31 protein-coding genes and 1 pseudogene are annotated in these 24895 nt (G+C 62.1%); 20 read left to right on the plus strand and 12 right to left on the minus strand.

Going from position 1 to position 24895, the window contains the following annotated elements:
- Window positions 1-27 precede the first annotated feature (27 nt).
- Entirely contained in the window at window positions 28-1131 is a 1104-nt protein-coding gene (gene ychF, locus FXY94_RS05870) for a redox-regulated ATPase YchF (RefSeq protein WP_034372396.1), read from the plus strand.
- Window positions 1128-2201 (plus strand): type I restriction enzyme HsdR N-terminal domain-containing protein, encoded by a 1074-nt coding sequence (locus FXY94_RS05875; protein WP_016664105.1) that lies wholly within the window; start codon window positions 1128-1130, stop codon window positions 2199-2201. Before ychF ends, FXY94_RS05875 begins: the two co-directional genes overlap by 4 nt.
- Window positions 2202-2420: 219 nt before the next feature.
- Here FXY94_RS05875 and FXY94_RS05880 read toward each other — a convergent pair whose 3' ends face one another.
- Together FXY94_RS05880 and FXY94_RS05885 are read right to left on the minus strand one after the other, a co-directional pair.
- Entirely contained in the window at window positions 2421-3302 is an 882-nt protein-coding gene (locus FXY94_RS05880) for an IS3 family transposase (protein ID WP_016664107.1), read from the minus strand.
- Window positions 3272-3556, minus strand: a complete 285-nt coding sequence (locus FXY94_RS05885; protein WP_016664108.1) for a transposase — start codon at window positions 3554-3556, stop codon at window positions 3272-3274. Before FXY94_RS05885 ends, FXY94_RS05880 begins: the two co-directional genes overlap by 31 nt.
- A 225-nt stretch (window positions 3557-3781) precedes the next feature.
- On the opposite strand from FXY94_RS05885, the gene nrdI reads away from it, so the two are divergent.
- The 5 genes from nrdI to FXY94_RS05910 all read left to right on the plus strand — a co-directional run bounded on the left by nrdI (window position 3782) and on the right by FXY94_RS05910 (window position 10075).
- The gene (nrdI, locus tag FXY94_RS05890; RefSeq protein WP_019174207.1) at window positions 3782-4297 is read left to right on the plus strand and encodes a class Ib ribonucleoside-diphosphate reductase assembly flavoprotein NrdI; all 516 of its coding nucleotides are present in this window, start codon (window positions 3782-3784) and stop codon (window positions 4295-4297) included.
- Window positions 4294-6468, plus strand: coding sequence for a class 1b ribonucleoside-diphosphate reductase subunit alpha (nrdE, locus tag FXY94_RS05895; RefSeq protein WP_016664110.1), 2175 nt, complete (start codon window positions 4294-4296; stop codon window positions 6466-6468). The genes nrdI and nrdE overlap by 4 nt, the downstream gene beginning before the upstream one ends.
- Window positions 6469-6570: 102 nt before the next feature.
- Entirely contained in the window at window positions 6571-7599 is a 1029-nt protein-coding gene (gene nrdF, locus FXY94_RS05900; RefSeq protein WP_016664111.1) for a class 1b ribonucleoside-diphosphate reductase subunit beta, read from the plus strand.
- 280 nt (window positions 7600-7879) lie between these two features.
- Window positions 7880-9034 (plus strand): ATP-binding protein, encoded by a 1155-nt coding sequence (locus tag FXY94_RS05905; RefSeq protein ID WP_016664112.1) that lies wholly within the window; start codon window positions 7880-7882, stop codon window positions 9032-9034.
- Window positions 9035-9256: 222 nt separating this feature from the next.
- Window positions 9257-10075: an Abi family protein gene (locus FXY94_RS05910; RefSeq protein ID WP_016664113.1), complete on the plus strand. Its 819-nt coding sequence runs from the start codon at window positions 9257-9259 to the stop codon at window positions 10073-10075.
- A 16-nt stretch (window positions 10076-10091) separates the two neighbouring features.
- Here FXY94_RS05910 and FXY94_RS05915 read toward each other — a convergent pair.
- Window positions 10092-10892: pseudogene (locus FXY94_RS05915) on the minus strand (IS3 family transposase); the annotation flags it as partial.
- Here FXY94_RS05915 and FXY94_RS05920 point away from each other — a divergent pair.
- The 3 genes from FXY94_RS05920 to FXY94_RS11000 all read left to right on the plus strand — a co-directional run bounded on the left by FXY94_RS05920 (window position 10877) and on the right by FXY94_RS11000 (window position 12210).
- Window positions 10877-11110, plus strand: a complete 234-nt coding sequence (locus FXY94_RS05920; RefSeq protein WP_016664115.1) for a FitA-like ribbon-helix-helix domain-containing protein — start codon at window positions 10877-10879, stop codon at window positions 11108-11110. The pseudogene FXY94_RS05915 and the gene FXY94_RS05920 sit on opposite strands and share 16 nt — an antisense overlap.
- Window positions 11107-11544: a type II toxin-antitoxin system VapC family toxin gene (locus tag FXY94_RS05925; RefSeq protein ID WP_016664116.1), complete on the plus strand. Its 438-nt coding sequence runs from the start codon at window positions 11107-11109 to the stop codon at window positions 11542-11544. The genes FXY94_RS05920 and FXY94_RS05925 overlap by 4 nt, the downstream gene beginning before the upstream one ends.
- 378 nt (window positions 11545-11922) lie before the next feature.
- Complete coding sequence (locus FXY94_RS11000) at window positions 11923-12210, plus strand: GNAT family N-acetyltransferase (protein WP_232049727.1); 288 nt, start codon at window positions 11923-11925, stop codon at window positions 12208-12210.
- A 164-nt stretch (window positions 12211-12374) separates the two neighbouring features.
- On the opposite strand, the gene FXY94_RS05935 is transcribed toward FXY94_RS11000, so the two are convergent.
- Both FXY94_RS05935 and FXY94_RS05940 read right to left on the minus strand, forming a co-directional pair.
- Window positions 12375-12968: a TetR/AcrR family transcriptional regulator gene (locus FXY94_RS05935; protein WP_016664118.1), complete on the minus strand. Its 594-nt coding sequence runs from the start codon at window positions 12966-12968 to the stop codon at window positions 12375-12377.
- A gap of 4 nt (window positions 12969-12972) precedes the next feature.
- Entirely contained in the window at window positions 12973-13389 is a 417-nt protein-coding gene (locus FXY94_RS05940; RefSeq protein ID WP_016664119.1) for a CPBP family intramembrane glutamic endopeptidase, read from the minus strand.
- A 515-nt stretch (window positions 13390-13904) separates the two neighbouring features.
- On the opposite strand from FXY94_RS05940, the gene FXY94_RS05945 reads away from it, so the two are divergent.
- On the plus strand, window positions 13905-14372 hold the full coding sequence (locus tag FXY94_RS05945; protein WP_016664120.1) for a hypothetical protein: 468 nt from the start codon (window positions 13905-13907) through the stop codon (window positions 14370-14372).
- A 41-nt stretch (window positions 14373-14413) separates the two neighbouring features.
- Here the strand turns inward: FXY94_RS05945 and FXY94_RS05950 are convergent, their stop codons facing one another.
- Window positions 14414-14590: a putative glycolipid-binding domain-containing protein gene (locus tag FXY94_RS05950; protein WP_147594896.1), complete on the minus strand. Its 177-nt coding sequence runs from the start codon at window positions 14588-14590 to the stop codon at window positions 14414-14416.
- Window positions 14591-14668: 78 nt separating this feature from the next.
- On the opposite strand from FXY94_RS05950, the gene FXY94_RS05955 reads away from it, so the two are divergent.
- Complete coding sequence (locus FXY94_RS05955) at window positions 14669-15493, plus strand: BPL-N domain-containing protein (protein WP_016664121.1); 825 nt, start codon at window positions 14669-14671, stop codon at window positions 15491-15493.
- A gap of 68 nt (window positions 15494-15561) precedes the next feature.
- A complete protein-coding gene (locus FXY94_RS05960) occupies window positions 15562-16395 on the plus strand; it encodes an antirestriction protein ArdA (protein ID WP_255348421.1) in 834 nt (277 codons plus the stop codon).
- Window positions 16396-16464: 69 nt separating this feature from the next.
- Here FXY94_RS05960 and FXY94_RS05965 read toward each other — a convergent pair whose 3' ends face one another.
- Together FXY94_RS05965 and FXY94_RS05970 are read right to left on the minus strand one after the other, a co-directional pair.
- A complete protein-coding gene (locus FXY94_RS05965; protein ID WP_016664123.1) occupies window positions 16465-17307 on the minus strand; it encodes an IS3 family transposase in 843 nt (280 codons plus the stop codon).
- Window positions 17307-17621, minus strand: a complete 315-nt coding sequence (locus FXY94_RS05970; RefSeq protein WP_016664124.1) for a helix-turn-helix domain-containing protein — start codon at window positions 17619-17621, stop codon at window positions 17307-17309. Before FXY94_RS05970 ends, FXY94_RS05965 begins: the two co-directional genes overlap by 1 nt.
- Before the next feature lie 332 nt (window positions 17622-17953).
- On the opposite strand from FXY94_RS05970, the gene FXY94_RS05975 reads away from it, so the two are divergent.
- The 7 genes from FXY94_RS05975 to FXY94_RS06010 all read left to right on the plus strand — a co-directional run bounded on the left by FXY94_RS05975 (window position 17954) and on the right by FXY94_RS06010 (window position 21125).
- On the plus strand, window positions 17954-18580 hold the full coding sequence (locus FXY94_RS05975) for an MFS transporter (protein WP_016664125.1): 627 nt from the start codon (window positions 17954-17956) through the stop codon (window positions 18578-18580).
- 355 nt (window positions 18581-18935) lie between these two features.
- Window positions 18936-19295: a DUF6176 family protein gene (locus FXY94_RS05985; protein WP_016664126.1), complete on the plus strand. Its 360-nt coding sequence runs from the start codon at window positions 18936-18938 to the stop codon at window positions 19293-19295.
- 172 nt (window positions 19296-19467) lie between these two features.
- A complete protein-coding gene (locus FXY94_RS05990; protein ID WP_016664127.1) occupies window positions 19468-19818 on the plus strand; it encodes a type II toxin-antitoxin system RelE/ParE family toxin in 351 nt (116 codons plus the stop codon).
- Between the two features lie 5 nt (window positions 19819-19823).
- Entirely contained in the window at window positions 19824-20129 is a 306-nt protein-coding gene (locus FXY94_RS05995; protein ID WP_016664128.1) for a helix-turn-helix domain-containing protein, read from the plus strand.
- Window positions 20130-20138: 9 nt separating this feature from the next.
- Window positions 20139-20390, plus strand: a complete 252-nt coding sequence (locus FXY94_RS06000) for a type II toxin-antitoxin system RelE/ParE family toxin (protein ID WP_081976445.1) — start codon at window positions 20139-20141, stop codon at window positions 20388-20390.
- The gene (locus FXY94_RS06005; protein WP_016664129.1) at window positions 20365-20688 is read left to right on the plus strand and encodes a HigA family addiction module antitoxin; all 324 of its coding nucleotides are present in this window, start codon (window positions 20365-20367) and stop codon (window positions 20686-20688) included. Before FXY94_RS06000 ends, FXY94_RS06005 begins: the two co-directional genes overlap by 26 nt.
- On the plus strand, window positions 20685-21125 hold the full coding sequence (locus tag FXY94_RS06010) for an HIT family protein (protein WP_016664130.1): 441 nt from the start codon (window positions 20685-20687) through the stop codon (window positions 21123-21125). The genes FXY94_RS06005 and FXY94_RS06010 overlap by 4 nt, the downstream gene beginning before the upstream one ends.
- 237 nt (window positions 21126-21362) lie before the next feature.
- On the opposite strand, the gene FXY94_RS06015 is transcribed toward FXY94_RS06010, so the two are convergent.
- The 4 genes from FXY94_RS06015 to FXY94_RS06030 all read right to left on the minus strand — a co-directional run bounded on the left by FXY94_RS06015 (window position 21363) and on the right by FXY94_RS06030 (window position 24772).
- Entirely contained in the window at window positions 21363-23255 is a 1893-nt protein-coding gene (locus tag FXY94_RS06015) for a heavy metal translocating P-type ATPase (protein WP_016664131.1), read from the minus strand.
- On the minus strand, window positions 23252-23611 hold the full coding sequence (gene cmtR / locus FXY94_RS06020) for a Cd(II)/Pb(II)-sensing metalloregulatory transcriptional regulator CmtR (protein ID WP_016664132.1): 360 nt from the start codon (window positions 23609-23611) through the stop codon (window positions 23252-23254). The genes FXY94_RS06015 and cmtR overlap by 4 nt, the downstream gene beginning before the upstream one ends.
- 82 nt (window positions 23612-23693) lie before the next feature.
- Window positions 23694-24146 (minus strand): hypothetical protein, encoded by a 453-nt coding sequence (locus FXY94_RS06025; protein WP_016664133.1) that lies wholly within the window; start codon window positions 24144-24146, stop codon window positions 23694-23696.
- Between the two features lie 242 nt (window positions 24147-24388).
- Window positions 24389-24772: a MerR family transcriptional regulator gene (locus tag FXY94_RS06030; RefSeq protein ID WP_016664134.1), complete on the minus strand. Its 384-nt coding sequence runs from the start codon at window positions 24770-24772 to the stop codon at window positions 24389-24391.
- Window positions 24773-24895: the final 123 nt, after the last annotated feature.

The following is a 24895-nucleotide window of genomic DNA, read 5'->3' on the forward strand; positions in this document are numbered from 1 at the left end:
TCGGGCCCTGCCCCTAGAATGAGGGGCGTGGCTTTGACAATTGGAATCGTTGGCCTGCCCAACGTTGGTAAATCGACCCTGTTCAACGCGCTCACCCGTGCGGAGGTGCTCGCGGCGAACTATCCGTTCGCGACGATCGACCCGAACGTCGGTGTGGTGCCGCTTCCGGATCCCCGCCTCGCGCGGCTCGCAGAGATCTTCGGGAGCGAGAAGATCCTCCCCGCGACCGTGAGCTTCGTGGATATCGCCGGCATCGTGAAGGGCGCGAGCGAAGGTGAAGGCCTTGGCAACAAGTTCCTCGCAAATATCCGTGAGGCCGATGCGATTTGCCAAGTCACCCGCGCTTTCAGCGACCCCGACGTCACGCGCGTTCCCGGCTCTGAGACTCCCGCGGGCGACATGGAGACGATTTCGACCGAGCTCATCCTCGCCGACCTCCAGACGATCGATAACGCCCTTCCGCGCCTCGAGAAAGACACGAAGCGCAAGGTCATCGATGCCGCGATCCTTCCCGAGGTGCTCAAAGCAAAAGAGCTCCTCGAATCCGGGAGCACCCTCTTCCAGGGGGCCGACGGTGCCGGGATCGACGTGTCGCTCCTCAAAGAACTGCAGCTCATGACTGCCAAGCCGTTCATCTACGTGTTCAACACGGACGAAGAGGGGCTCGCGGATAACGCGATGCAGGAGGAACTGCGCAAGGCTGTCGCCCCCGCGGAGGCGATCTTCCTCGACGCGAAGTTTGAGAGCGAACTCATCGAGCTCGAGGCCGACGAAGCCGCGGAGATGCTCGCCTCGACGGGCCAGGAGGAATCCGGCCTCGACCAGCTCGCCCGGGTCGGCTACGACACCCTCAACCTGCAGTCCTACCTCACGGCTGGACCCAAGGAATCGCGTGCCTGGACCATCCACAAGGGCTGGACTGCGCCCCAAGCCGCAGGTGTGATTCACACCGACTTCGAGCGTGGCTTCATCAAGGCCGAAATCGTTTCCTTCGACGAGCTCGACGACGCCGGTTCCATGCAAGAAGCGAAGGCCCGCGGCAAGGTGCGCATGGAGGGCAAGGATTACGTTATGCAAGACGGAGACGTGGTCGAGTTTCGATCAGGACTAACGTCTGGCGGTAGAAGGTGAGCCGCCCAGTTGTCCAGAGCGATGCGCCGCATGGCGGGTTTGCGATTGTCCCGCCCGGCAAAGTGCTCGACTTCATCGACGGCGCCACGTTGAGGCAGGACACGCCCGAGGAGTATGTCCGTCAGGAGATCCTCAAGTCGCTCGTGCGCGAGTACGGGTACGACAAACGCGACATTCGGGTCGAATTCCCGATCAAGTTCGGTAGTCGACGGGTCCGCGTCGACATCGTGGTGTTCCCGCCCGACCTTCGGGCGTCAGAGCAGACCCAATCAACTGCCTGGCTCATCATTGAGTGCAAGAGCGCCAAGGTCCGTCCCTCAATGAAGAAGGACGGTGTCGAACAGATGCTCAGCTACATGGCCGCATGTCCGAACGTCGAAGTCGGCATGTGGACCAACGGTGAGGATATGGCGAGCTACGCCTTTGAAACGGGGACGTCTGGCCAGCGGGTCTCCGTTGAGATCCCTGACATTCCCCACTGTGGTGACAGTGCTGAGGCGGGCACGCCGCGTTTCGACCAACTGCGCCCGGCTGCATCGGACTCTTTGCTGTTTGCTTTCCGGAGGGCTCACAGCTATATCGCTGGTAATCAGGGGATGCAAAAGCCGGAGGCGTTCTGGGAGCTGCTGAAGCTCATATTTTGCAAGATCCAGGATGAACGTGATTCCAGCTCGCCGCAGTTTTACGCAACACCTAAGGAACGTCAGAACATGACTGGCCTGATGCGGTGCTCCTCGCGGATCGGGAAGCTATTCGAGAACGTCAAGACTCAGTACCCTCAGATTTTCAAACCAGTCGAGCAAATCGAACTCGACCCTAAGGTTCTGGCATACATTGTCACGCAGCTTCAGATGTTCTCGTTGCTTGACTCCGATGTGGACGTCAAGGGTAAGGCGTATGAAGAGGTCGTAGGTTCGAACCTTCGCGGGGACCGAGGAGAGTTCTTCACCCCCCGCAACGTCTGCAACATGATGGTCGAGATGCTGGACCCCAGCGACAAAGACCTCATACTTGAAACTTTCATTCCACGACGGATACAAACGCGCGCGAGCTACGATTTGGCCGCCTGACTGGTTCACTCCGCAATCCATGAGCAATTTGAGAGAATGCCATCCAACCGACGACTTAGGGGCAAGTAATGACTGGCGAAAATAGGCAGCTCGATGCAAAGGAAATAAGCGTCGGCAGGTTACTTAATGATGGAGACTACGAGTTTGTCATCCCTGAATACCAACGCCCTTATGCCTGGGGCGTCGAGTGGAGTGGCCTAAGAATTAGGCCCACTCGGTTTAAGTGTTGACCGTGTTTTCTTGTTTCCATTGTTCCGCGTATTTCCGTGGGCTGAGGTAGCCGAGTGAGGAATGCGGATGGAAGTTATTGTAACGTGATGACCATTGGGCCACGAGTAGGCGGGCATGCTCGAGATTCTCGATACTGTTGTCCTCCAAGAGTTCGTCTCTCATCCGGTTATGGAAAGACTCAACGAACCCGTTATGCCAGGGCTGGCCTGGTGGGATGAATGCCTGGATTGTCTCACCCTCGGCTGCCCACTCCTGGAGCGCATGAGCGATGAACTCGGGCCCGTTATCCATCCGGATCACCCGCGGGCGCCCGCCGTGCTCCAGACAAGCCACGTCAAGGAGTTCGGTCACCGAGACCGCGTTAATGTTCTTGTCGACCGTGAAGGCGAGGTGTTCGCGGGTGTATTCATCGATAATGTTACAGATTTTGATTGTCTTGCCGTGCCAGGTTGAATCGAACTGGAAGTCCAACGCCCACACGTTGTTCGGGTACTGGCCGGCAGGAACATCACGATGGGTATCGGCAGCTAGACGCTTGAGCTTCTTCCTAGGCAAGACACGCAAGCCCTCTTCACGCCAGATCCTGCGGAAAGTCTCGCGGCATATCCCGTACCCTTCGGCGAGGGCGTTTCTCCAGGCGCGCCGGTGTCCCCACCGGCGATGATCCTTAACGAAGTCGTGCATCCACGCCCGTAGGTCCGCGTACTTATCCGGCTTGTTCTCGCGGGTCCTAGCGCGCCGGTAAGCACTGCGAGAGAGCCCAACAATCTGGCAGGCAAGTCTTTGGGAGTAGCCCAGCCCGACCAGATGCCAGACGGCATCATGGCGGCGAGCTGGGCTTAGAAGTTTCCCTCCGACAATTCTTTCCACGCAGCCTTTTCCAGCTCTGCCTGACCTAGGAGGCGTTTGAGGCGCGTGTTTTCCTCGCGCAGGCGCTGGAGCTCTTTCGCCTCGCTCTTGGTCATCGCCCCATAGGTAGCCTGCCACCTGTTCAACGTGGCTTCGCTAATCCCCAACGTGGTCAGGATCTGAGCTGTAGTTGATCCCGATTCCTTCAATTCCCGCGCCCTATCGAGCTTACGAACAATCTGCTCGGGAGTATGCTTGCTGAATTTCTTCACCATTCATCCATTCTCCCCACCCACAGGCAGGGCATCAATGGACAGCACTCAAGTCACCTGGACCTAAAAACCTAGAGCACTCCAGGTTCGGTATGACGTAGTCTGTACTTCGGCGTGTCGTAGATTTGTGAGATTATTCGTGCTAACCACTATATGTGGTGCCCGCAATGTGGGTCAGGACTAGATGTAGGGGTGGGATTGCTGAGGTGCAAATGCTGAGAGGAGAACATGCTGATGAGTGAACGCAGGGAAGGCCGAACACGAAGCGTCGCGGAGGTGCGAGTGCTCGAGGGGCAAGATTCACCTGACCTGGTGTTTTTCTCGAGCGTTTCGGAGAACACCCTCCGCTTCGTCGAGAAGCTCGAGCGCCCGGCGGTGCGGATCCCACTCCGACCGCGCACAGAGGGAATGATCCGAGTGACCAGGCCCTACGTGCTCGTGGTTCCGACCTACGGCGGCGGAGCGCAGGCCGGGGCGGTGCCGCGGCAGGTGATTACGTTCCTGAACGATCCTGCAAACCGCGCGCTGATCCGCGGCGTGATTACCGCGGGGAACACCAACTTCGGTGAGCACTACTGCATCGCAGGACCGATCATCTCAGCCAAGTGCAAAGTTCCTGAGCTGTACCGCTTTGAACTTCTTGGCACCAACCGCGACGTTGCTCGAGTCAAGGCTGGTTTAGACGAATTTTGGGCACGACAGAACACATTAGAAGCAGAAGCAAATGAGGAGGACGTCGCATGACGATCGCCACACCATCAGAAACAACCACCCCCAACACTGCACGGGTTGGCGGGGTCGGCGAGCGGAAGGACTACCACGCGCTCAACGCCCAGCTGAACCTGTTTGCGGCGGACGGGTCGATCCAGTTTGACAAGGATCACGAAGCGGCGGAGGCCTACCTGAACCAGCAGGTCATCCCGAACACGAAGCAGTTCGCTTCGGTGTGGGAACGCCTGGAGTGGCTGATCGAAAACGAGTACTACGAAGCCGAATACCTGCGCGCCTACGACAAGGACTTCGTCGAGCGCCTCCACGAACAGGCCGACGCTTTCGGGCACAAGTTCCAGACCTTCCTCGGTGCGTTTAAGTTCTTCACCTCCTACGCGCTGAAAACCTTCGACGGCAGCCTCTTCCTCGAAAACTTCGAGCAGCGAGTTGTTGCCACGGCGCTGTTCCTCGGTCAGGGTGACGAGGAACTGGCTTCGAAGACGGTCACCGAGATCCTCTCGGGCCGTTTCCAGCCGGCAACTCCGACGTTCTTGAACGCGGGTAAGAAACAGCGCGGCGAGCTCGTGTCGTGCTTCCTGCTGCGCGTTGAAGACAATCTCGAATCGATTGGCCGCAGCGTTAACTCTGCGCTGCAGCTGTCCAAGCGCGGCGGCGGTGTGGCGCTGCTGCTGTCAAACCTCCGCGAGGCGGGTGCCCCGATTAAGCAGGTCGAGAACCAGGCTTCCGGTGTTGTTCCCGTGATGAAGATCCTCGAAGACAGCTTCAGCTACGCGAACCAGCTCGGCGCTCGCCAGGGCGCAGGCGCTGCGTACCTGCACGCGCACCACCCCGACATTATGCGGTTCCTCGACACGAAGCGTGAAAACGCTGACGAGAAGATCCGCATTAAGACCCTGTCGGTTGGGGTTGTGATTCCGGATGTGACCTTCGAACTGGCTAAGCAGAACAAAGATATGCACCTGTTTAGCCCCTACGATGTGCTTCGCGAAACCGGTATTCCGCTTTCGGATCAGTCAATCACCGAGCGCTACGACGAGTTCGTCGCGAACCCGCGGATCCGCAAGACCACGATCAGCGCGCGCGAGTTCTTCAAGACCCTCGCTGAGCTGCAGTTCGAGTCGGGCTACCCGTACGTGCTGTTCGAAGACACTGTGAACCGTGCGAACCCGCTCGAGGGGCACATCAACATGTCGAACCTGTGCTCGGAGATTCTGCAGGTGAACACCGCCTCTGAGTACGACGCCGCAATCGGGTACGAGACGATCGGTCACGACATTTCGTGCAACCTCGGCTCGCTGAACATTGCGCAGGCAATGGCCAGCCCGGACTTCGGCGCAACCGTTGAGATTGCGGTGCGGGCGCTGACGAGTGTGTCGGATCAGACCGACATTCAGGCGGTGCCGTCAATTGCCGAGGGTAACCGTGCGTCACACGCCATCGGCCTCGGCCAGATGAACCTGCACGGCTACCTCGCTTCGCAGCGCATCCACTACGGCAGCGAAGAGGGAATTGACTTCACCGACGCGTACTTCCGCACGGTGACCTACCACGCGCTGCGCGCTTCGAACCAGCTGGCGATTGACCGCGGTGCGACCTTCGCGGGCTTCGAGAAGAGCGACTACGCTGACGGCAGCTACTTCGACCGTTACACGGCCGAGGAGTGGGTGCCAGAAACCGCGCGGGTGCGTGAGCTCTTCGCCGAGGCTGGAGTTGCGCTGCCGACGGTTGCGGACTGGGAACAGCTGCGCGAGTCGATCCGCGAACACGGTATCTACAACGCGTACCTGCAGGCGGTGCCACCGACCGGGTCGATTAGCTACGTGAACAACTCGACGGCTTCGATCCACCCGATCGCCTCGAAGATTGAGATTCGTAAAGAGGGCAAGCTCGGCCGCGTGTACTACCCGGCTCCGCACATGACAAACGACAACCTCGAGTTCTTCGAAGACGCCTACGAAATCGGCGCCGAGAAGATCATCGACACCTACGCTGCTGCGACCAAGCACGTGGATCAGGGTCTGTCGCTCACGCTATTCTTTAAAGACGAGGCGACCACTCGCGACATCAACCGCGCGCAGATCTACGCGTGGCGCAAGGGCATCAAGACGCTGTACTACATCCGCCTGCGCCAGCCCGCGCTCGAGGGAACCGAGATCGAAGGCTGCGTTTCCTGCGCGCTGTAGTCGCGTTCGCGCCCGTGCTGCGCGCGCGGGCGCACCGCGCGCCGTCCGCGCACTCCGCGCACTGACCACCAGACACCACTAGTGAAAGAGCTTTATTGAACTATGACTGATCCGTTGAACACCGACCGCCCGCTGCAAGAGATCTCGGTCACCCCGCCGTCGTACCGCCACGACCCGGCAGCGCGGCTGCGCCCCATTAACTGGAACCGCGTCACCGACGACAAAGACCTCGAGGTGTGGAACCGTCTGACCGCGAACTTCTGGCTGCCAGAGAAGGTGCCGCTGTCAAACGACATCCCCGCGTGGCAGAAAATGACCCAGGAAGAGCGCACCCTCACGATGCGCGTCTTCACCGGTCTGACCATGCTCGACACCGTGCAGGCAACTGTCGGTGAGATCGTGCAGATCCAAGACTCCCGCACCGAACACGAAGAGGCCGTCTACACCAACATTGCGTTCATGCAGTCGGTGCACGCCCGCTCGTACTCCTCGGTGTTCTCAACGCTGACGAGCACCCCGGAAATCGACGACGCCTACCGCTGGGCAGTTGCCAACGATCTGCTGCAGGAACGCTGCAAGAAGGTGCTGCACCACTACTACGGCGATGATCCGCTCAAGCGTAAAGTGTCTTCGACGCTGCTGTCGTCGCTGCTGCTGTACGCAGGGTTCTACCTGCCGCTGCACTTCTCGGTGCACGCGACGCTGACGAACACCGCAGACATGATCCGCCTGATTCTGCGTGACAAGGCAGTGCATGGTTACTACTCTGGTTACAAGTACCAGCGCGGACTCGAGACGCAGAGCAAAGAGCGTCAGGAAGAGATGCGCAAGTTCACCTTCGACCTGCTGGAAGAGCTCTACGAGCTTGAGCTGCAGTACTCGGGTGAGCTGTACGAGCCGCTCGGCCTGATGGACGACGTTGCCGTGTTCGTGCGTTACAACGCGAACAAGGCGCTGATGAACCTCGGTTACCCGTCGCGGTTTACCGCTGAAGAGACCGAAGTGAACCCTGAGATTCTCGCGGCGCTGTCACCTGGCAGCAACGAAAACCACGACTTCTTCAGTGGATCAGGATCGAGCTACATCATCGGTAAGGGCGAAGACACCACCGACGACGACTGGGACTTCTAGGCTCAAGGGCTTAACGGCTCGAGGGCTCAGCGGCTCGATTCGGGCCGCACCGTCCGAATAGCGCACCGCGGGTTGGACGCTGGCACACGCCGGCAACCTTCCCGCGGTGCGCTGTTTTGTGCCCGAGCCAGCGCGATTCTTGTCGACTATGATCGACAAAACCTCCGCAAAGTAGCAGCTTGTCGACTATACTCGACAAGACAGGGAGGTTTGTGGTGGACAGAATCATTGAACGCCCGAGATACTTTTCGCGGATCCAGCCCTTTATCGACAAACCCTCGTGAAGGTGCTCACCGGTGTGCGTCGCTGCGGCAAATCTACGATTCTGCAGCAGCTGCAAGAAGTGATTCGCGCGGGCAGCGCTGATCCACAAGTGTTTGCGATGAATTTTGAGTCCGCTGACGGGCTTCACATCACAGACGCAGCGGCGCTGCTACGGCGCATCGAAGCCGAAAACCTCAACAAAAACACCCGCGCGTATTTCTTCTTTGACGAAATTCAGCAGGTCGCCGACTGGGAGAAAGCCATCAACGCGATCCGCGTCGACTATGACGCAGATATCTATGTCACCGGGTCGAATTCGCGCATGCTTTCCGGTGATCTCGCCACACATCTTGCCGGTCGCTACGTTGAGTTCTTGATCCAACCGTTTTCGTTTGCGGAATTTGTCGAGCTGCACCGCCAAAGCGACCGCACACTGAGCGAACACTTCCAGCACTTTGTGCAGTTCGGCGGTTTCCCGGCGTTGAAATACTTCAACCTCGACCGGGAACCCTCGCTCGACTACCTTGACTCGGTGTACAACTCGGTTGTGCTCAAAGACGTGATTGAGTATCACCAGATCCGCGACGTCGACATTTTTCACCGCATCGTCGGTTACTGCTTCGCAAATATTGGAAAAACCTTCTCGGCGCAGTCACTGGTGCGTTTTTTCAAAAGCGAGGGGCGCACCGTTTCGGTTGATACCGTGTTGAACTACCTTGAGTTTTGCGTGAACGCTTTCTTGATTTATCGGGTTCCGCGCTTTGACATTGCGGGGAAGGCGAGGCTTCGGGCAACTGAGAAGTACTATGCGGTGGATCACGGTTTTCGTGAAACGCTCGGCCTTTCGAACCAGGCCGACATTGAGCTGACCCTCGAAAACATCGTGTGCGTGGAGCTGCTTGCGCGCGGGTACGAGGTAAGTGTCGGAAGAGCCGGCGCGCGCGAGATTGACTTCATCGCCCGCAAAGGTTCCGACACTGAGTACTTCCAGGTGAGTTACCTGCTCGGCAGCCAAAACACCGTCGACCGCGAGTTCGGTGCCTTTCGCGGGGTTACCGACAACTTCCCGAAAACCGTGCTGAGCATGGACCAGTTCGACATGAGCCGCGACGGGATCCAACACAAAAACATTATCGAGTGGCTTGTCGAGCCCTCACCGTTGCACAGCTAGGTGTCATCGCCTAGCCTGAATACCAACATGACCGGTACCGCTACCCATTTTGGTGGGAGCCCAGGGCCGGTCTTTGTTTTTCTCGATCTAGCCGTCATGCTCCTGTAGCCAAATGAGGCCACCCAACGCGCTGGGGCCGTGGCATTATTTAGGTAATCGTTCAGCCCGCTTCGACCATCAGGTTGGAGACGGGCTGGATTTCTTTCGAGGCATGAAAACCCGATGAAGAAGATCAAAAATCCCACCACGGTTGAAGTGCAGATTGCCCTCATGCGCTCACGAGGGATGGAGCTCAACGAATCCCTAGCAAGGCAGTGGCTGTCTAGCGTCTCTTACTACAGGCTGTCCGGGTATTGGTACGCCTACCGGATTCTCCCAGAGCCTGAAGACCCCAAACAGCCGCAACGCGCCGACAGCTTTGTGCGAGGCACGAAGTTCGAAGAAATAGTCGCTCTCTACGAATTCGACCGTAAAATGCGCACACTTATTTACGATGGGATTGAGCGGATTGAGGTTGCGCTACGTGCACGGATCGGCGAACTACTCGTCGCGAAAGGAGCCTTATCTTACAAAGATCCAGGTATCTTTCGTGAGGATTTCCGGCATCAAGACTGGCTAGAGACTGCTGAGAAGCGTGTGGATCGCGAGCGAAAACGTAACCGCGCTGTGGATCACTACAGTGTCAACTACGGGGATTACCCATTCTGGGTTCTTGCTGATGTCCTTGATTTTTCCGATATTTCCATCCTCTTTGATGGCCTCACTCTTGATGATCAGCGGAGTATTGCACACAGTTTCGGTTTCTTTGGCGACGTCGATCGATTGAACTCTAAGCAGAAGAAGAGCTACTACAACCAAGATCCCCTCGCTCGATGGTGCGAACAACTCACCGTTCTGCGAAACACAGGTGCACATCACGGCCGCGTATGGAACCGCCACTTCACCCCGGCAGCGACGAATGCTTTCCGAACGATACAAGAACTGTCTTGTCTCCCGAAGGGGCAAAGTCGGTGGGGTTACCCGCAAATCGTGGACACGTAGTGGAGCTACCTAGTGGTTAGGCAGCTATTCCTTTTCTGCTAGTGATTAGACCAATTTGGTTCTCAAAGTCGACGGGGCTGACCATACCGAGTGAGGAATGTCGGCGTCGACGGTTGTAGACGACTTCAATCCAGTAGGCAACGGCCTTGCGTGCAGCATCACGGGTCGTCCAGCGCTTACGGTCGTAGAACTCGGTTTTAAGCGTCGACCAGAACGACTCAGCCATCGCGTTATCGAAGCACACACCAGTACGCCCCACGGACTGAGCAATGCTCAGGCTGCGGCAAACCTCCCAGAGCTGCTCGCTAGTGAATTGAGCTCCGCGGTCAGCGTGAAACACCAGCCCATCAGGAACGTCACCACGCAACGTGTGCGCCATCCGCAGGGCTCGCTCGACCAGGGAAGTATCTTGAACGCTATCCATAGCCCAGCCCAGCACCCGGCGGGAATGGCCATCGCGGACCGCGCACAAGTACAACCAGCCTTCACCGGTGCGCAAGTAGGTAATATCTGACATCCACACCCGGTTGAGCTCACCAGTATCAAACATGCGCTTGACCAGGTCAGGAAGCGTGGACTTACGCTTAGCTTGAATCGTTGTCACCGGGACAAAGGCCCGCGGTGAAATCCCCTCAATCCCCATCATGCACATCCGTTTAGCCACAGTCTTACGGTTAAGCGCAATGTGGTGGAGTTCCGCTTCAACGTGTGAGGCGGTCGCCGGCGGCTCCGGGGCCAGTCCGATTGGAGCTGATGTTGGGGTGATAGCATGAGTGCAAGCACCTTCGGGAGGTGATCGTGATGTCGTCCATTGTCGTCCGTGGGCTTGATGAGTCGGTCAAGGCTCGCTTGGCTGCTCAGGCCAGGGAGCATGGTCGCTCCATGGAGGCGGAAGTTCGTGACATCCTGACGCGGGCGGCGACCCGTCCAAACATTGGGCTCGCGCTGTTGCGTGCGGGACAGCTGGCCGGTGGGGTCGAAGACTTGCCGATTCCCGAACGTTCTGACCGCGCCCGCGTAGTGGACTTCTCGTGATCGTTCTCGACACGAACGTCGTCTCCGAGGTGCTCAGGCCGCGTCCGGAAGTGAACGTCGTGGAATGGCTGGAATCGGTCACTGATGACGTTGCCATCACCGCAATCACTCTGGCTGAGCTCTTGGCGGGCCTGCGCAGGTTGCCTGATGGTAGGCGAAAGACCGAGCTCACTGGGGCGGTTGAGGGTGCTCTGCGTCCGTATCGCGACACCGGTGCGATTCTTGCCTTCGATGCCGTGGCGGCTCCGCACTATGCCGACACCCTGGCCCAGCGAGAAGCGGCTGGTCTTCCGGTCTCGACTGGGGATGCGCAGATAGCGGCGATCTGTCGAGCCCGGGGAGCGGTCTGTGCGACGCGCAACATCAAGGACTTCCTGAGGACCGGTGTCTCCTTGTTTGATCCGTGGACAGGAACTTCGCACCCCGCTTCGTGACTCGGGCTCGTCGCGGGCCTTGGTTAGAGCTTGCGCAGGATCGGGCAATCGATGAGATCGCTGCGATCAAGCCCTTGCGGGCCGCCTAAGGCTCGCTTGCCACGACCCCTCGGCACCCAGAATGCTTCGCCGCCCCAGAAGCGTGGGGAATGCTTTGCTTGGGGGTGAATCCTGGTGCTGGAATGCTCCTGATGGTCAACGCTGTGCACCTTCGTGAGCTGTCGGTCCATGACGCGGAGGTGATGGCCGAAGTGCTGGCGGACCCATCGCTGTACGAGTTCACCGGTGGGTCCGCCGAGCGCTACGGAGCTCGAGCGGCCGTACGCGATCCAGACTCGGGGCTGCTCCCTCGATGGCTCGAAGGACTGGATCAACTTGGTGGTGCTGCTTGACGCCCAGCCCATCGGATATGTGCAAGCCACTGTTCCCAAGAATGGCGGACCCGCCGAGATTGCCTGGGTGGTCGGTAAGCCGTGGCAGGGCCACGGTTATGCGTCGCGGGCCGCGCAGCTGCTGGTCGATCGGCTCGTTCAACGTGGAGTTCACAGTGTGGCTGCGCATATCAATCCCGATCATCTGGCCTCGCAGGCGGTAGCTGCGAAGCTGGGCATGGTCCCGACCGATGTGGTCGACGGTGAGAGACGGTGGGTGAGCACAGGCGTCTGACCCTGTGGCAGCGGCATGTAAGGCCTGAGGTCAGCTGCCCTGTGGCGAGCCTTCCAAGATCCACCTGACTGCCCCTAATCGTGGCGACCCGGTCGAGTTCCGGTTTGTGTGTAGTTGGCTGCTGCGACTTGGAGCAAGGGGCCGCAGGGGCATTGTGCAGGTGGCTACGCCGACTCGACGCGATCGGCGCGTCTGAACAGCGCCGATAAGGCGATGTGGAGCTCTTCCTCGACGGCGTCAGCCGTGCGTGGGTCATAGAGCAGTTGCGAGCCATATCCCTGCACCAGGGCGAGCCAGATGCGTGCCGCGCGGGTTGGATCGACGGGCTGGATCTCGCCCTCCGCGATGGCGCGTCCGATGAGTGACGCGATGCGCCCCACCAATTCGGCATCCTCCGTGCGCAGTGCGAGGGAAAAGGCCTGATTGGTGTGCGCCAGGTTTCCGAATCCCGTCGCGACGATTTCCTGGCGGCGGCTCCGTTCGTTGAGTGGCAGGATCTGCAGCGTCAGGGCGACGAGCCAGTCCACGAGCGTCGGCTGACTCGGCACGGCGACAGCCGGTGCCGCCGCGGCTGCACGGAAGCGGGCGAGCATCGCCTGGAGCAGCTCGTCCTTGGTGGCGAAGGACTTCTGGACCGCCCCGAGCGACATTCCCGCCTCTGCGGCCACGCTGCGATAGGATACCGCTCCCATGCCGTCGCGAGCCATGACGGCCAGGCCCGCGTCGGCATAGGCCTGCTGCCGTGAGGTCAGTTCCATGGGTTCATTCTGCCTCGGCCTGGGTGGTGCGGGGCCACCACCACACCGCCTGCACTGCCAGCAGGGCCAGGGTGCCGAACAGGCTGATCAGCCCTGCAGTGTCGACCGAATCCCCGGTCAGCCAGGCCGCGTAGTCATAGACCGCGTGCCAGATGATCCCGATCCACAGGCTCCGGCATGCGATCACCATTCCCGCGAGGACGATCCCCACGAGCAGGGCGAGCGCTTGCTGGCCGACGATGTAGACGACTGGCTGGCCGGTGAAGATGTTGCCGAGGTGGAGGAGTGCAAAGATCACTGCGCCTGCGACGATCGCGAACCGGTCGCCGCGCCCCCGCAGGGCGGCGAGCAACAGACCCCGGAACCAGATCTCCTCGTTGAAGCCCACGGCGATCCACAGCGACAGGTACGCCGCTGCCATCAGGGGGGACCCCCTGTCAAGCGATCTCGTCGGAGTTGTCCCCGTGCTCTGAACGGGCTGTGACGGCACCTCGGGGAGCCAAGCGGTGCAGCTGCGACGCGGCCTCGCTCAACGCCCAGCGTGTCCCCGGTGTCGGAACCTGGTTTCGTCGCTCCAAGCATCACCTCAGGAGCTTGCCGGTGAGGTGGTAGGCGTGGCAGTCTCGGCACCAGTAGGAGCGAATCTCTCTACGCTTGTGATTGCCTCGCTCGGCTCTGCCGCCGGCGGTTGCCAGCTCTTCCAGCCTTTTCCTGACTGGCCGTATCCATCGTGGTGCATGCCCGGGATTCTCCTTGACCTCACCCGTGTCGCCGACCGTACGGGCTACCTCTTACAATCCCCGCCCGTCGCCGCAGGGCCGCTGGTCCTGCGGCTCGATGAGCGACGCCGTGCCTGCGGGCGTGCTCCGCTCGCGGGTCATTGGTCTGGCTATACTTGGTGCTCGCTGCACCGCTGATTGCTCGAAGGAGGGTTGTATGGGTTCCTGGGATCCCACGCATGCACTGACGCTCAACGGCGGCGCGTCCGTGACGGAAGTGTGCAAGCTGCTCGATCCGGAGGCGATGCTGCGGCGCGTCCTGTCGGGCATGGATGGTCAGCAGGAGTTCGCCGTCTCCCTGGCACGGTTCCCCGAGGGGACGCGGTTGTGGGATCCCCGGGCCTCCGGGTGGCCACTGTGCTTCCTGCAGGCGGCGGGGGCAGCGACGGCAATGATGGTCGAAGTGAGCCAGTTCGATGCCTCGGGCGAGCTGGGTCTGTACAAGCTCGGGTGCAGGGGCTCCGACGAACAAGGAGCCGCGCAGCTGGAGGTTCGTTGGCGAGGTCGGGCGGAGACGGTTCCGAAGCTTGAGGTCTTCACTGCGCAACAGGCCGGCGACATCTTCGTCCACTACTACCGGACGGACAGCGTCCCCGACTGGTGTACCTTGCGCCGGTTCGAGTGATCACCGTCCCGGCTGGCGGGGATGCTCGCCGGTTGCCCTTGTCAGGCGCCAGTTTCGATCCTTCGGGCGAAGGGGTAGTCGGTGATCACGCCGTCGCCGTCGACGTCGAGCACAGCGTCGAAGTCCTCGTCCCGTTGATGAAGCGAACCGAGCCGCGATCGATGCTGGCGTAGTACTGCTCCGAGGCGCTGACCTCCAGCGAAGGCAGATCGATCCACGCCATCACCAGCCGTTGTTCAGGTTGGATGTCGAGTAGTCACTGGTGACGACGCCAGCGACCAATAACCATGTGGCCCATGGACCACGCGACGACTGACCAGCGCAGCCCCGCTGCCGGCGCGTCGTCCTGCCGTCCGCCCGCCTGCGCCACCCGTCGCGGGTTCCTCACCGGAGCCGCACTGGTGCCGGTCGCCGCGGGGCTGACGTCGTGCGCCTCGCCGACGCCTCCGGCCCAGCAACCGACGCCGCGACCGACCGTCGCTGCCGTGTATCGCGGCTCAGCCGGATGCGACGGTTGCGCCGAGACGCTCGCGGAACGACTCGCGGGCGCGCCGCTGCACATGGAGGTGACCTTCGTCGGCCCCGACGAGGAGGTTGCGCTGGACGCGGGGGCCCTCGACGGGATCGACCTGTACGTCCAGCCGGGCGGCGGCGACGACATCCCGGCAGCCGCCGCCGAGTTCCCCGCACCGTTCGTCGAGGCGCTGCAGGAGTGGGTGCGCGGCGGGGGCCGCTATCTGGGCGTCTGCATGGGGGCCTACCTGGCTGGCAACGACGGGTTCGGACTCATCCCAAGGCAGATCGACGGTGAGGTCGGGGCGCCGGGGTTTCCCGTGGTGGACAGTGCCGACCACCTGGTCGCGGTCACCTGGGACGGCACCCGACGGTGGACGTACTTCCAGGAAGGTGCCCGACTGCCCGAACGTGGCGCCGTCGTGCATGCCCGCTACGAGACCGGCGACATCGCCGCGGCGCGCTACGTCCTCGGGCAGGGCCGCATCGGCCTGATCGGCCCGCACCCCGAGGCCGACAGCACCTGGCTGAAGGGCAGCGGACTCATCGACGAGGACGGCGACGACTGGGCCTACGCCCTGCCCCTGGTGCGCCAGCTCGTGCCATGAACCCGGGCGCCGGTTCGGCGCGGCAGGATGGGGCCGTGCACCCCGTCCTCAACCTCATCCGCACCCGCATGGCCGCGGGCTCCCGTCCGCTGCACCGGGACGACGACGCCCGCCTCGCCGTGGTGCTCGAGGGCGGCAGCTCGCGAGCAGCCCACGGCGGCAGCATGATCTGTGAGCTGGAGGAACGCGGCCTGCTGGCGGCCTTCGACGCGGTGTACGGCTCGTCGGCAGGAGCCCTCAACGGCGCATGGCTCGTGTGCGAGCGGGCCCGCGCCAACGTCCACGGCTGGTGGATCTCGGAGTCGATGGGCGCCATCATGAAGCCGGGCAACCTCTGGCGGGGCCAGCCGGTGGTCGACGGGGAGCACATCGTCGACGTCGTGTACGAGACGGTCACGCCGATGGGCTTCGACGAGATCCTCGCGAGCCCTGTCGAGTTCCATCCCGCCGGCACCGACGCCGCCGACGTCACCCTCGCCCAGCTCCACGGGGACGCTGACGGCCCGTACACGGGCTGTGAGGAGGTCTGGTGCCTCGACCACGAGAACATCCCGGTGCCCTGCGAGATGGGCCTTGCCGAGGTCGCCGAGTGGGGTGAGGTCCACGAGGAGGTCGGTGAGACTCTGTGGCCTGCGCTGTGCGCCTGGGTGGAGTCGGGTAACTACACCTCCGTGGGGCGCTGCCTGCCCAGCACTTCCGACTTCGAGGAGCGCTACTGCGGGCAGTGGGAGCGCTTCGACGACTTCGCCGCCCAGCTCGCTGAGGACACCGGTCTAATGGACGGATGGCCCGAGGAGGCTCAGCGGTACTTCAACTGGGAATCATGGACCCGCGACCTGCTGTTCGACCACACCGTCATACCCGCACCCGACGGTGGGGTGTTCGTATTCCGAGACCTGTGACATAAGAGCCCCGCAGCCAGATTTGGTGAACTGGTCCCCGATTGTCGGACTGGTTTGAAAGCCTAGGGCCTAGGCGGCAAGGGTCTGTTCCCGGTATTGGACCGGGGGCAGGCCCTTGTTGCTGTTGTGGGGGCGGTGGTGGTTGAACCAGTCGATGTAGTCGGTGAACTCGGTGGTGAGTTGCTCGACGGTGGTGATCGTGGTCGAGCAGAACAGTTCGTCCTTGAGGTGGCCGAAGAAGCTCTCGATTACGGCATTGTCGAGGCAGTTCCCGCGCCGGGACATCGATCCTCTCGCGCCGGCCTGGCCGAGGATCCTGCGCCATTGCCAGTGCTGATATTGGAATCCCTGGTCCGAGTGGACGATCGGGTGGTCTCCCTCTCGCAGCCGGCCGACGGCCTGTTCCAGGGAGGTGTTGGTCAGGGCCAGGTTCGGTGACGGGCCGATGGTCGCGCCTATGATCTGGCGGTCGAACAGGTCCATGACCGCCGACAGATACACCTTCTCGCCGTCGAGGTGGAACTCGGTGACGTCGGTGACCCACTTCTGGTTCGGGCCAGTGGTGGTGAAGTCACGCTGGAGAAGGTTCGGGAAGGTCTTGCCGACCTCGCCCTTGAAGGACCGGAACCGCTTGCGGCGAATCTCGCAACGCAGCCCGAGGTCGCGCATGAACTTCAGGACGGTCTTCTTCGCGACGATCCAGCCCTGGGCCCGCAGTTTGGCCCAGACCCGTCGATGCCCGAACCGGCGACGCGAGGCCTCGAAGACCTCCCTGATCGCCGCCTTCAACCCAGCCTGCGGGTCCGGGGCGGTGAGGCGGGCTTGGTGATAGAAGAACGTGGATCTCGCCAGCCCGGCCGCGGCGAGCAGATCGGTGAGCCTGTGGTCTGCCTTGAGGGAAACGACGGCCATCACCTTGACCGACTTTGTGGCTCCATCAAGGCCCGCAATTTTCCCAGGTAGGCGTTCTCCGCCCTCAGCCGCTCAACCTCGCGCCGCAGAGTTTCGATCTCGTCGGACGGCCCCGTGGCCGTCTTCCGACCTCGTGGTCTGGGTCTGAGACCGTCTTCGCCCTGCTCGCGCAGGATCCTTCCCCATCTCTGGACGATCTGGGGAGAGGACAGACCGAATTCGATCGCCAGGTCCGTCTTCGGCTCCCCAGCCAGGAAACGCTGCGCGACGGCCACCTTCGTTTCGAACGGATAGACCTTCTTGCCCGATGCCATGACCAGCGCTCCTCTGCCTCGAACACGCCAACGCTGGAACAACTTTCGCACCGGCCAACGACTCACACCAAGCTCAGACGCCACGGCCGTGTCGCCCCAGCCCGCCTCGAACAACCCTACAGCCGCCCGCTGCTGGGCTTGGGTCAGAGAACTACTCGCATACATGAAGACTCCCCGGAAGAAGAAACTGAATTCTCAGTCCAACTTCCGGGGAGCACTTCAGGCTCAGCGGCACCCTGGGACCGGCCGCGGTCGCCTGGCTCGCCGCAGCCGCGAGCCCGCTCGTCGCGACCCTGGCACTGGCGGCCGCTGAGGTCGTCGGGGCCGGAGCCGTGCTCGCCCTGCCGCGCCAGTCCCCGCTCGACGACCCCGGCGCGGTCCCGTCCCCAGGACGCACCCTCGTCACGATCCGGCGATCCGGCCCGCTGCGGCGCACTCTCGTCCTGACCGTCGTCGTCGCATTCTCCGTCGCGGCGCTGCCGATCTATGCCGTCGCGGTCGCGCAGTCCCTGGGCGAGGCGGCGCTGGCCGGGAGCCTGGTCGCAAGCTACGGAATCGGCACCCTCGCCGGCTCCGGGCTGCTCATGGTCCGGCCGCTGCACGGGGACGCCGACAAGCTCACCGGCGTCCTCGCGGCAGTCGTCGCTGCGGCACTGCTCCTGGTCATCGCGACGACGAACTTCACTGCTGCCCTCGTCGCGTTCGGCGCAGCAGGGATTGCGAACTCACTGTTCTTCGCGGCTACGCTCGCGGCTCGGAGCGAGTACGCCCCGCCCGAGGCGCGCGGGCAGATCTTCATCTGGGTCGGCGCGCTGAAGATCGCCGCCGGCTCGGCCGGCACCGCCGTCGCCGGAGCGCTCATCGGCGGCACCGCCTGGCTGCCGGTCGCAATCGTCGCCGCCCTCTCAACTGCTGCGGCAGCGGTCTGTCTGGTCGAGCGGAGTAGGGATCGAACCTGACCCGCGGTCACCGCTCCCCGACGAGCCGCGGGCACCGCAGCAGACGAAGGGCAGCCGGGCATCGGCGCAATCCTGCGCGAGCACCGCGCCGACGTCATCGCGCGGATCCTCCTCCTGCTGGTCACGGTCACTCCAATCGTCCTGCTCTCCCACGACATGGCGGTCTTCCTGGACGACGGGCTCGACCGGCTCGGTGCGCCGCTGGCTCTCTGCGGCGTGCTCATCGCGCTGCTTTGCCGAGTTCGCAAGCTGAGGTTATTCGGCTACGGAACGTGGTGGAGTTCCGCTTCAATGTGTGACTCGGTTCGCCTTCGTTTTGTCGTCGGAAGCGCTCGTTACATGGTTGGCTGGTCGCATGCGAATTGAGCTCACCAGGTTTCGGGTGCGGGAAGGCGCGCGAGCCAAAGTTGACGAGTGGATGGCGTTCCTGAACGAGAATGAGGATGCAGTACGCGAGACTCTCGAACCCGAGGAGATGTACGTCGAGACGATCTTCCACGAAGTCGTGGACAACGTTGATTACCTCTACTGGTACAGCGTGCAGGGTGAGAGTGGGCAGTCTGTCAATCATTCTGAACACTGGCTCGACAAGCATCACGTCGCATTCTGGAAAGAGTGCATCGATGACACCTATCCGGGTGAGGACCTCACACCGCGGGTGCACATGGTGCCACAGCGTGTGGAGGCAGCGATGGTGCCTCTCGTGTGCGAATAGATCGCGGCGATCATCCAGTTGCGCGCTGTTTGGCGCGTGTCGGATATTGTGATCAATATCATCGCGCACGACGCGCTGACCTCCAGGGTTCTTGTGGGCCTGCGCTGGCCGGCCCGAGAAGACGCTGTTACACCCTGTTGAGCTTAGACCATATATGGTCTAAGCTTGCGTTATGTGGAACGTGGACATCGAGCTGATCGCCGAATGGCTCGCTTCGCTGGACGATGATTCGCGGGTGCAGGTGATAGCTGCGATCGAGCTACTCGAAGAACGTGGCCCACAGCTCGGGCGGCCAATCGTTGACACTGTGTCGTCGTCACAACATCGCAACATGAAGGAGCTGCGGCCGGGTTCGGCTGGACGATCTGAGCTGCGCGTCTTGTTCGCATTCGATCCGGAGCGCTCAGCGATCATGTTGATCGCTGGCGACAAGGCTGGCAACTGGACGCGCTGGTACAAGACGAACGTTCCACTGGCCGACGACATTTTCGATGAACACCTGCGCAAATTGAGAGGAGAGTGACCGAAATGGCCCTGTCACTGAAGGACTTTGTCGCCGAGCATCCCGTGGACCGCGAGCGCGTCGACGCGCATAAGGAGAGGATGCTCGCCGAGACGCGCGCATACCGACTCCGTGAGCTTCGTGAAGATGCTGGTCTAACGCAGGCGCAGCTCGCTGCACGCATCGGCGTGGGTCAGCGTCAGGTCTCCAAGATCGAGCATGGCGACCTTGATAATGCGAAGGTCGGTACGATCCGCAATTACCTTGAGGCGGTTGGCGGCGGTCTGTCGATCGAGTATGTTCTGGGCGATCATCGCGTCCAAGTGGCCTGACAGGCTCCCGTGCGACGCCATGGCCATGCGTGCCTGAACTCGGTCGATTCCCGTGTCCAGAACGCAACCACACGAAAGCTGACGCAGACCCGCACTGCTCGATTCGTCGACTCGCGGTGCATACCGCCTGGCAACCGGTTAGAGCCACTAAACGAGGACCGCGTGGGACAGCACAGCATCCGCGTCAACGCACAATGGCGTCTCTGCTTCGTCTGGAGAGATGGAGGTGCAGACGATGTCGAACTCGTCGACGACCGCTGAGAGTGACCTGATCGAGCCGATCCGTCCGAGAGAGATCCTCATGGATGACTTCATCGAGGGGTTCGGCATTACGCAGCACAAGCTGGCGGCCTCGATCGGTGTGCCGCCGCGTCGGGTCAATGAGATTGTGCACGGTAAGCGCGCGGTCACCGCGGACACGGCACTACGGCTGGGGCGCTACTTCGCGATCGAGCCGCAGTTCTGGCTGAATCTGCAGTTGCGGCATGAGCTGGCACTGGCTGCAGTCCGCACCGCCGAACAGGTGGACGAGACTACGCCCTGGGAGCTGGCGTCGTGAAATCCAGCGATCAGTGCATCTTCTGCGACATCGTAGCTGGTTCCAGCCCTGCGACCATCATTGCGGAGAGTTCGCAGGCACTTGCCTTCTTGACGTTGACTGATTCTGCGCTGTCAGCCGGGCACACGCTTGTCGTGCCGAAGCAACACTGCCTTGGGGTCCTCGAGGCGACGTCCGAATCTCGCGCGGCGGTGGTTGAGCTTTGCAGCGTTATTGGTTCAGCGATGGTGGAGGCGAGGCTCGGTACGGGGGTTAATCTGCTGAGCGCCTGTGGTCCGGGGAGTGACCAGTCGGTTGCTCACTGGCACGTCCATGTGGTGCCGCGTCGTAACGGAGACGGCGTGGATACGTGGCCCGAGACGAACTCTGCTGTCACGGCGATCGATCAAGCGGCGGCTGGTGCTCGTCTCAGTGCGACGCTAGCGGCTGCCGTCTGAGCTTCCACGGTCCGCGTTGGAGACCCGGAGCGCTCGGAGGCCCTTGGTCGGCTGGGGGAACGTGCCGGGCGGCGGCTCGCCCACAGCTCCCGTGCCCGCATGCATCGAGAAGGGCCAGGTGGCCGAGTACGATCCCGATTCCACGGAGGCAGACCGTGAACTCGAATGACGCGCCTGGTCCAAGGTGCGTCCGCGCGGCGTGTGGTTGAATCCCTATCAGACTTGCCGATCAAAGCCTCAGCGCTTCGCTTGCGCAGCCCGCAGGCCGTTCAAAATCACGATGACTTCGGCGACCTCGTGTACCAACACGACGGCGGCCAGGCCCAGCACGCCGCTGATCGCCAGCGGCATCAACACGATGATGATGGCCAGAGACAGCACGATGTTTTGGTTGATGATCCTGCTGCCTCGGCGGGCGTGCTGTAGTGCCTTCGGGATTAGCCGGAGGTCGTGGCCTGTGAAGGCGACGTCAGCGGACTCGATCGCGGCGTCAGAGCCGGTCGCTCCCATCGCGATGCCCACCGTAGCGCCCGCCAATGCCGGCGCGTCGTTGATGCCGTCGCCGATCATCGCTGTCGGCGTCTTAGAGGAGAGCTCGGCGACGATGCTTGCCTTGTCCTCCGGGCGCAGCTCGGCGCGCACGTCGTCGATTCCGGCGATTTGAGCCAGCGCCCGGGCGGTGCGAGTGTTGTCGCCGGTGAGCATGCTTACTTCCACGTCGTTGGCGTGCAGGGCCTGCACGGCTTCGGGCACCTCGGGCCGCAACTCGTCGCGGACCCCGATCGCCCCGGCGAGAGCGTCATCGACGGTGACCAGGACGCAGGTCTGGCCCTCGGACTCCATGCGCTCAACGTCCGCTTTCAGTGGCCCGGCGTCGATCCATCGGGGGCTGCCCACAAGTACCCGTCGACCTTCGACGGTGCCGCCGATGCCATGCCCAGCTTCCTCGCTGATGTCCGAGGCGGTGGGCGCTTCGGGCCCCGCTGCCGCGATCGCCGCGGCGAGAGGGTGCGTCGATTGCTGCTCAACGGCCGCCGCGAAGGAGAGCACCTGCGTCCGATCGAATCCGTCTGCCGGGACCACTCCGGTAACCTCAGGCTGGTTGCGGGTAAGGGTTCCGGTTTTGTCCACTGCCAGGTGACGGATGCCGCCGAGTCTCTCGAACGCCGCGCCAGACTTGATGACCACTCCGAACTGGCTGGCTGCGCCGATCGCGGCCACGACCGTCAGCGGCACGGAGATTGCCAGCGCGCACGGCGATGCTGCGACCAGGACCACCAGCGCGCGGGTGATCCACGTCTCGGGGTCGCCCAGCACCGAGCCGATCACGCCGACCAGCACCGCCAGGATCATCACCCCGGGCACTAGGGGTCGGGCAATCCGGTCGGCGATCCGGGCGCGGTCGCCCTTTTCCGCCTGCGCTTGCTCGACCAGGTCCACGAGTGTGGTCAGTGAGTTGTCCGTTCCAGCTGCGGTCGTTTCGACCTCCAGCACGCCGGCGGAGTTGATTGCTCCCGCGGGCACCTCGTCGCCGGGCGCAACCTCCTCCGGAATGGATTCTCCGGTGATCGCTGAAGTGTCAAGGCTGGAGCGCCCAGACCGAATGATGCCGTCCGTGGCGATCCGCTCCCCGGGGCGTATGACCATGAGCTCGCCAACCACGAGGTCCTTTGCTACGACCTCGACTGCCGTGCCGTCGCGCAGTACCGCTGCGGTCTGCGGCACCAACTTCAACAGTGCCCGCAGTCCGCCCTGGGCCCGATCCATTGCCTTGTCCTCCAGCGCCTCGGCGATCGAGTACAGGAACGCTAGCGCTGCGGCCTCTCCAACGAAGCCGAGGATCACCGCGCCTACCGCGCTGATCGTCATCAGCAAACCAATGCCGAGCTTTCGCTTCGTGACAAGGTTCCGGATCGCTCCAGGTGCGAACGTGTAAGCGCCCAACAGCAGACCAAGCCAATACAGTACCGTCGCGGGCGTCTCCAAGTCGGACCAGTCCAGCGCCAGCCCTGTAATGAGGGCTACGCCGGAGAAGATCGGTAGCAGTAGCTCGGGGTCCTTCCACCATGGCCGATCGAGCTCTTCGATCTCCGTGGCGGGTTCGTGTTCGCATCCACATGCTGAACTCATGCGTCCGCTCCTTTCTCGCCGCAGCCGGGCACCGAGCACTCAGGGGCGATGCACGGGGCGTTTTCGTCGATAGCCAACGTCGCGTTAACTAGCGCGTCGAGCGCTGCCGCGAGGTGCGGATCGGCGATTTCGTAGCGAGTCTTGCGGCCCTCCGGCTTGGCGACGACGATGCCGCAATCGCGTAGGCAGGACAGGTGGTTCGAGACGTTCGAGCGGGTCAGATCCAAGCTTTGCGAAATCTCGGCCGGGTAGCCCGGACCGTCGAGTAGGGTCATCAGGATTCGGGAGCGCGTCGGATCAGCCATGGCCCGGCCGAGCCGGTTCATGACGTCGAGGCGTGAAGCAATAGTCAGCATGTACTGAACAATACAACGTGTGCCGAACTATTCAAAATGCACTGAACTGACATTGAAGCGAAGAGCTTGCGACCTGCAGGAATTACTCGATGGGATAGCCGGTAACTGGGCCTTCGCGGTTCGGCTGCCAACCGAAAGCGGGGGCGACATGCGTGGCGAAGTTGTCCAAGATCTTCACGTTGACGTCCACGCCCATCCCGGTGGGGATGATGATGAGCAGGGCGTCGGCGGACATGACGGCGGGATCGGCTTTGAGCTGCTCAATGAGCTTGTCGGGCTCAGCGGCGAAGGTGCGACCGAAGGTGGAGGCGCCGACGTCGGGAAGCATGCCCAGCTGATCGGAGCCGGTGGCCTGCATGCCGAACATCTGCATGTCCGCGCCGTCAGCGATGGGGAAGACGGAGCGCGAAACCGACGCGCGCGGCGTCCAAGCATGGCCCGCCGTCTTCCATGCGGCGCGGTAGCGACTGATCTGGTCTGCCTGGATTTCGCTCAGGGGCTCGGCGTTGGTCTCGGAGACCAGAGTGGACGACATCAGGTTGAGTCCGTCCTCGGCGGTTTGCTCGACAGAAGCGTGGGTGCCGGAGCCGTAGGAAATGTGCTAACGCAGCTCGGGCACCATGGGGACGACCGGCAGGGCGGAGCCGGGCTGGAATATGTTGGGCTACTGCCGGTCCAGCGGTGCGGCGGTGGCGAATCCGTTGCCGTCCACTGCAGCCATGAACGCTTCGAAGTGGCCTCGCTGGCACAGATAGCGCATCGTGTGTCTGTTTCGACTCAGTCCGAGGAGTGCGCGGCGAGCAGGCCGATGAACTCGTCAGCGGCGTCAAGCTGCTTGGCAAGCTTCGCGCGGCGTTCCTCCGCGTCGGTGCGGAAATCGTTCAGCGCCCGCCGGGCGCTCTCGGCGGCAGCACCGACGCCATCTGCGCCGTCGAGCGCCCGGAGTAGGTCGCCCATCTGATCGAGCGAGTATCCCAGTGGCTTCATGCGCCGGATCAGCAGGAGTCTGCCGAGATCGCCCTCAGTGTAGAGCCGGAACCCGCCCTCGGAGCGTCCGGAGGGTGTCAAGAGTCCGATCTCGTCGTAGTGGCGGATGGTGCGCTGCGACAGAGCTGTCCGCTCAGCCAGCTCTCCGATGTGCATCATTCCCGCTTCGGGCACGGGGGCCTCCTCATCTCATCGTCTCAGTTCGACACAACTCTCACGTTACGTTAGTGTTGACTCTCGTGTCCACATGAGACTGGACATGCCTCCGCCGTGGCGATCTATCGCCAGGCGAAGCCG

The sequence above is a fragment of the Dermabacter jinjuensis genome (assembly GCF_902381725.1).
GTDB classification, from domain to species: Bacteria; Actinomycetota; Actinomycetes; order Actinomycetales; family Dermabacteraceae; genus Dermabacter; species Dermabacter hominis.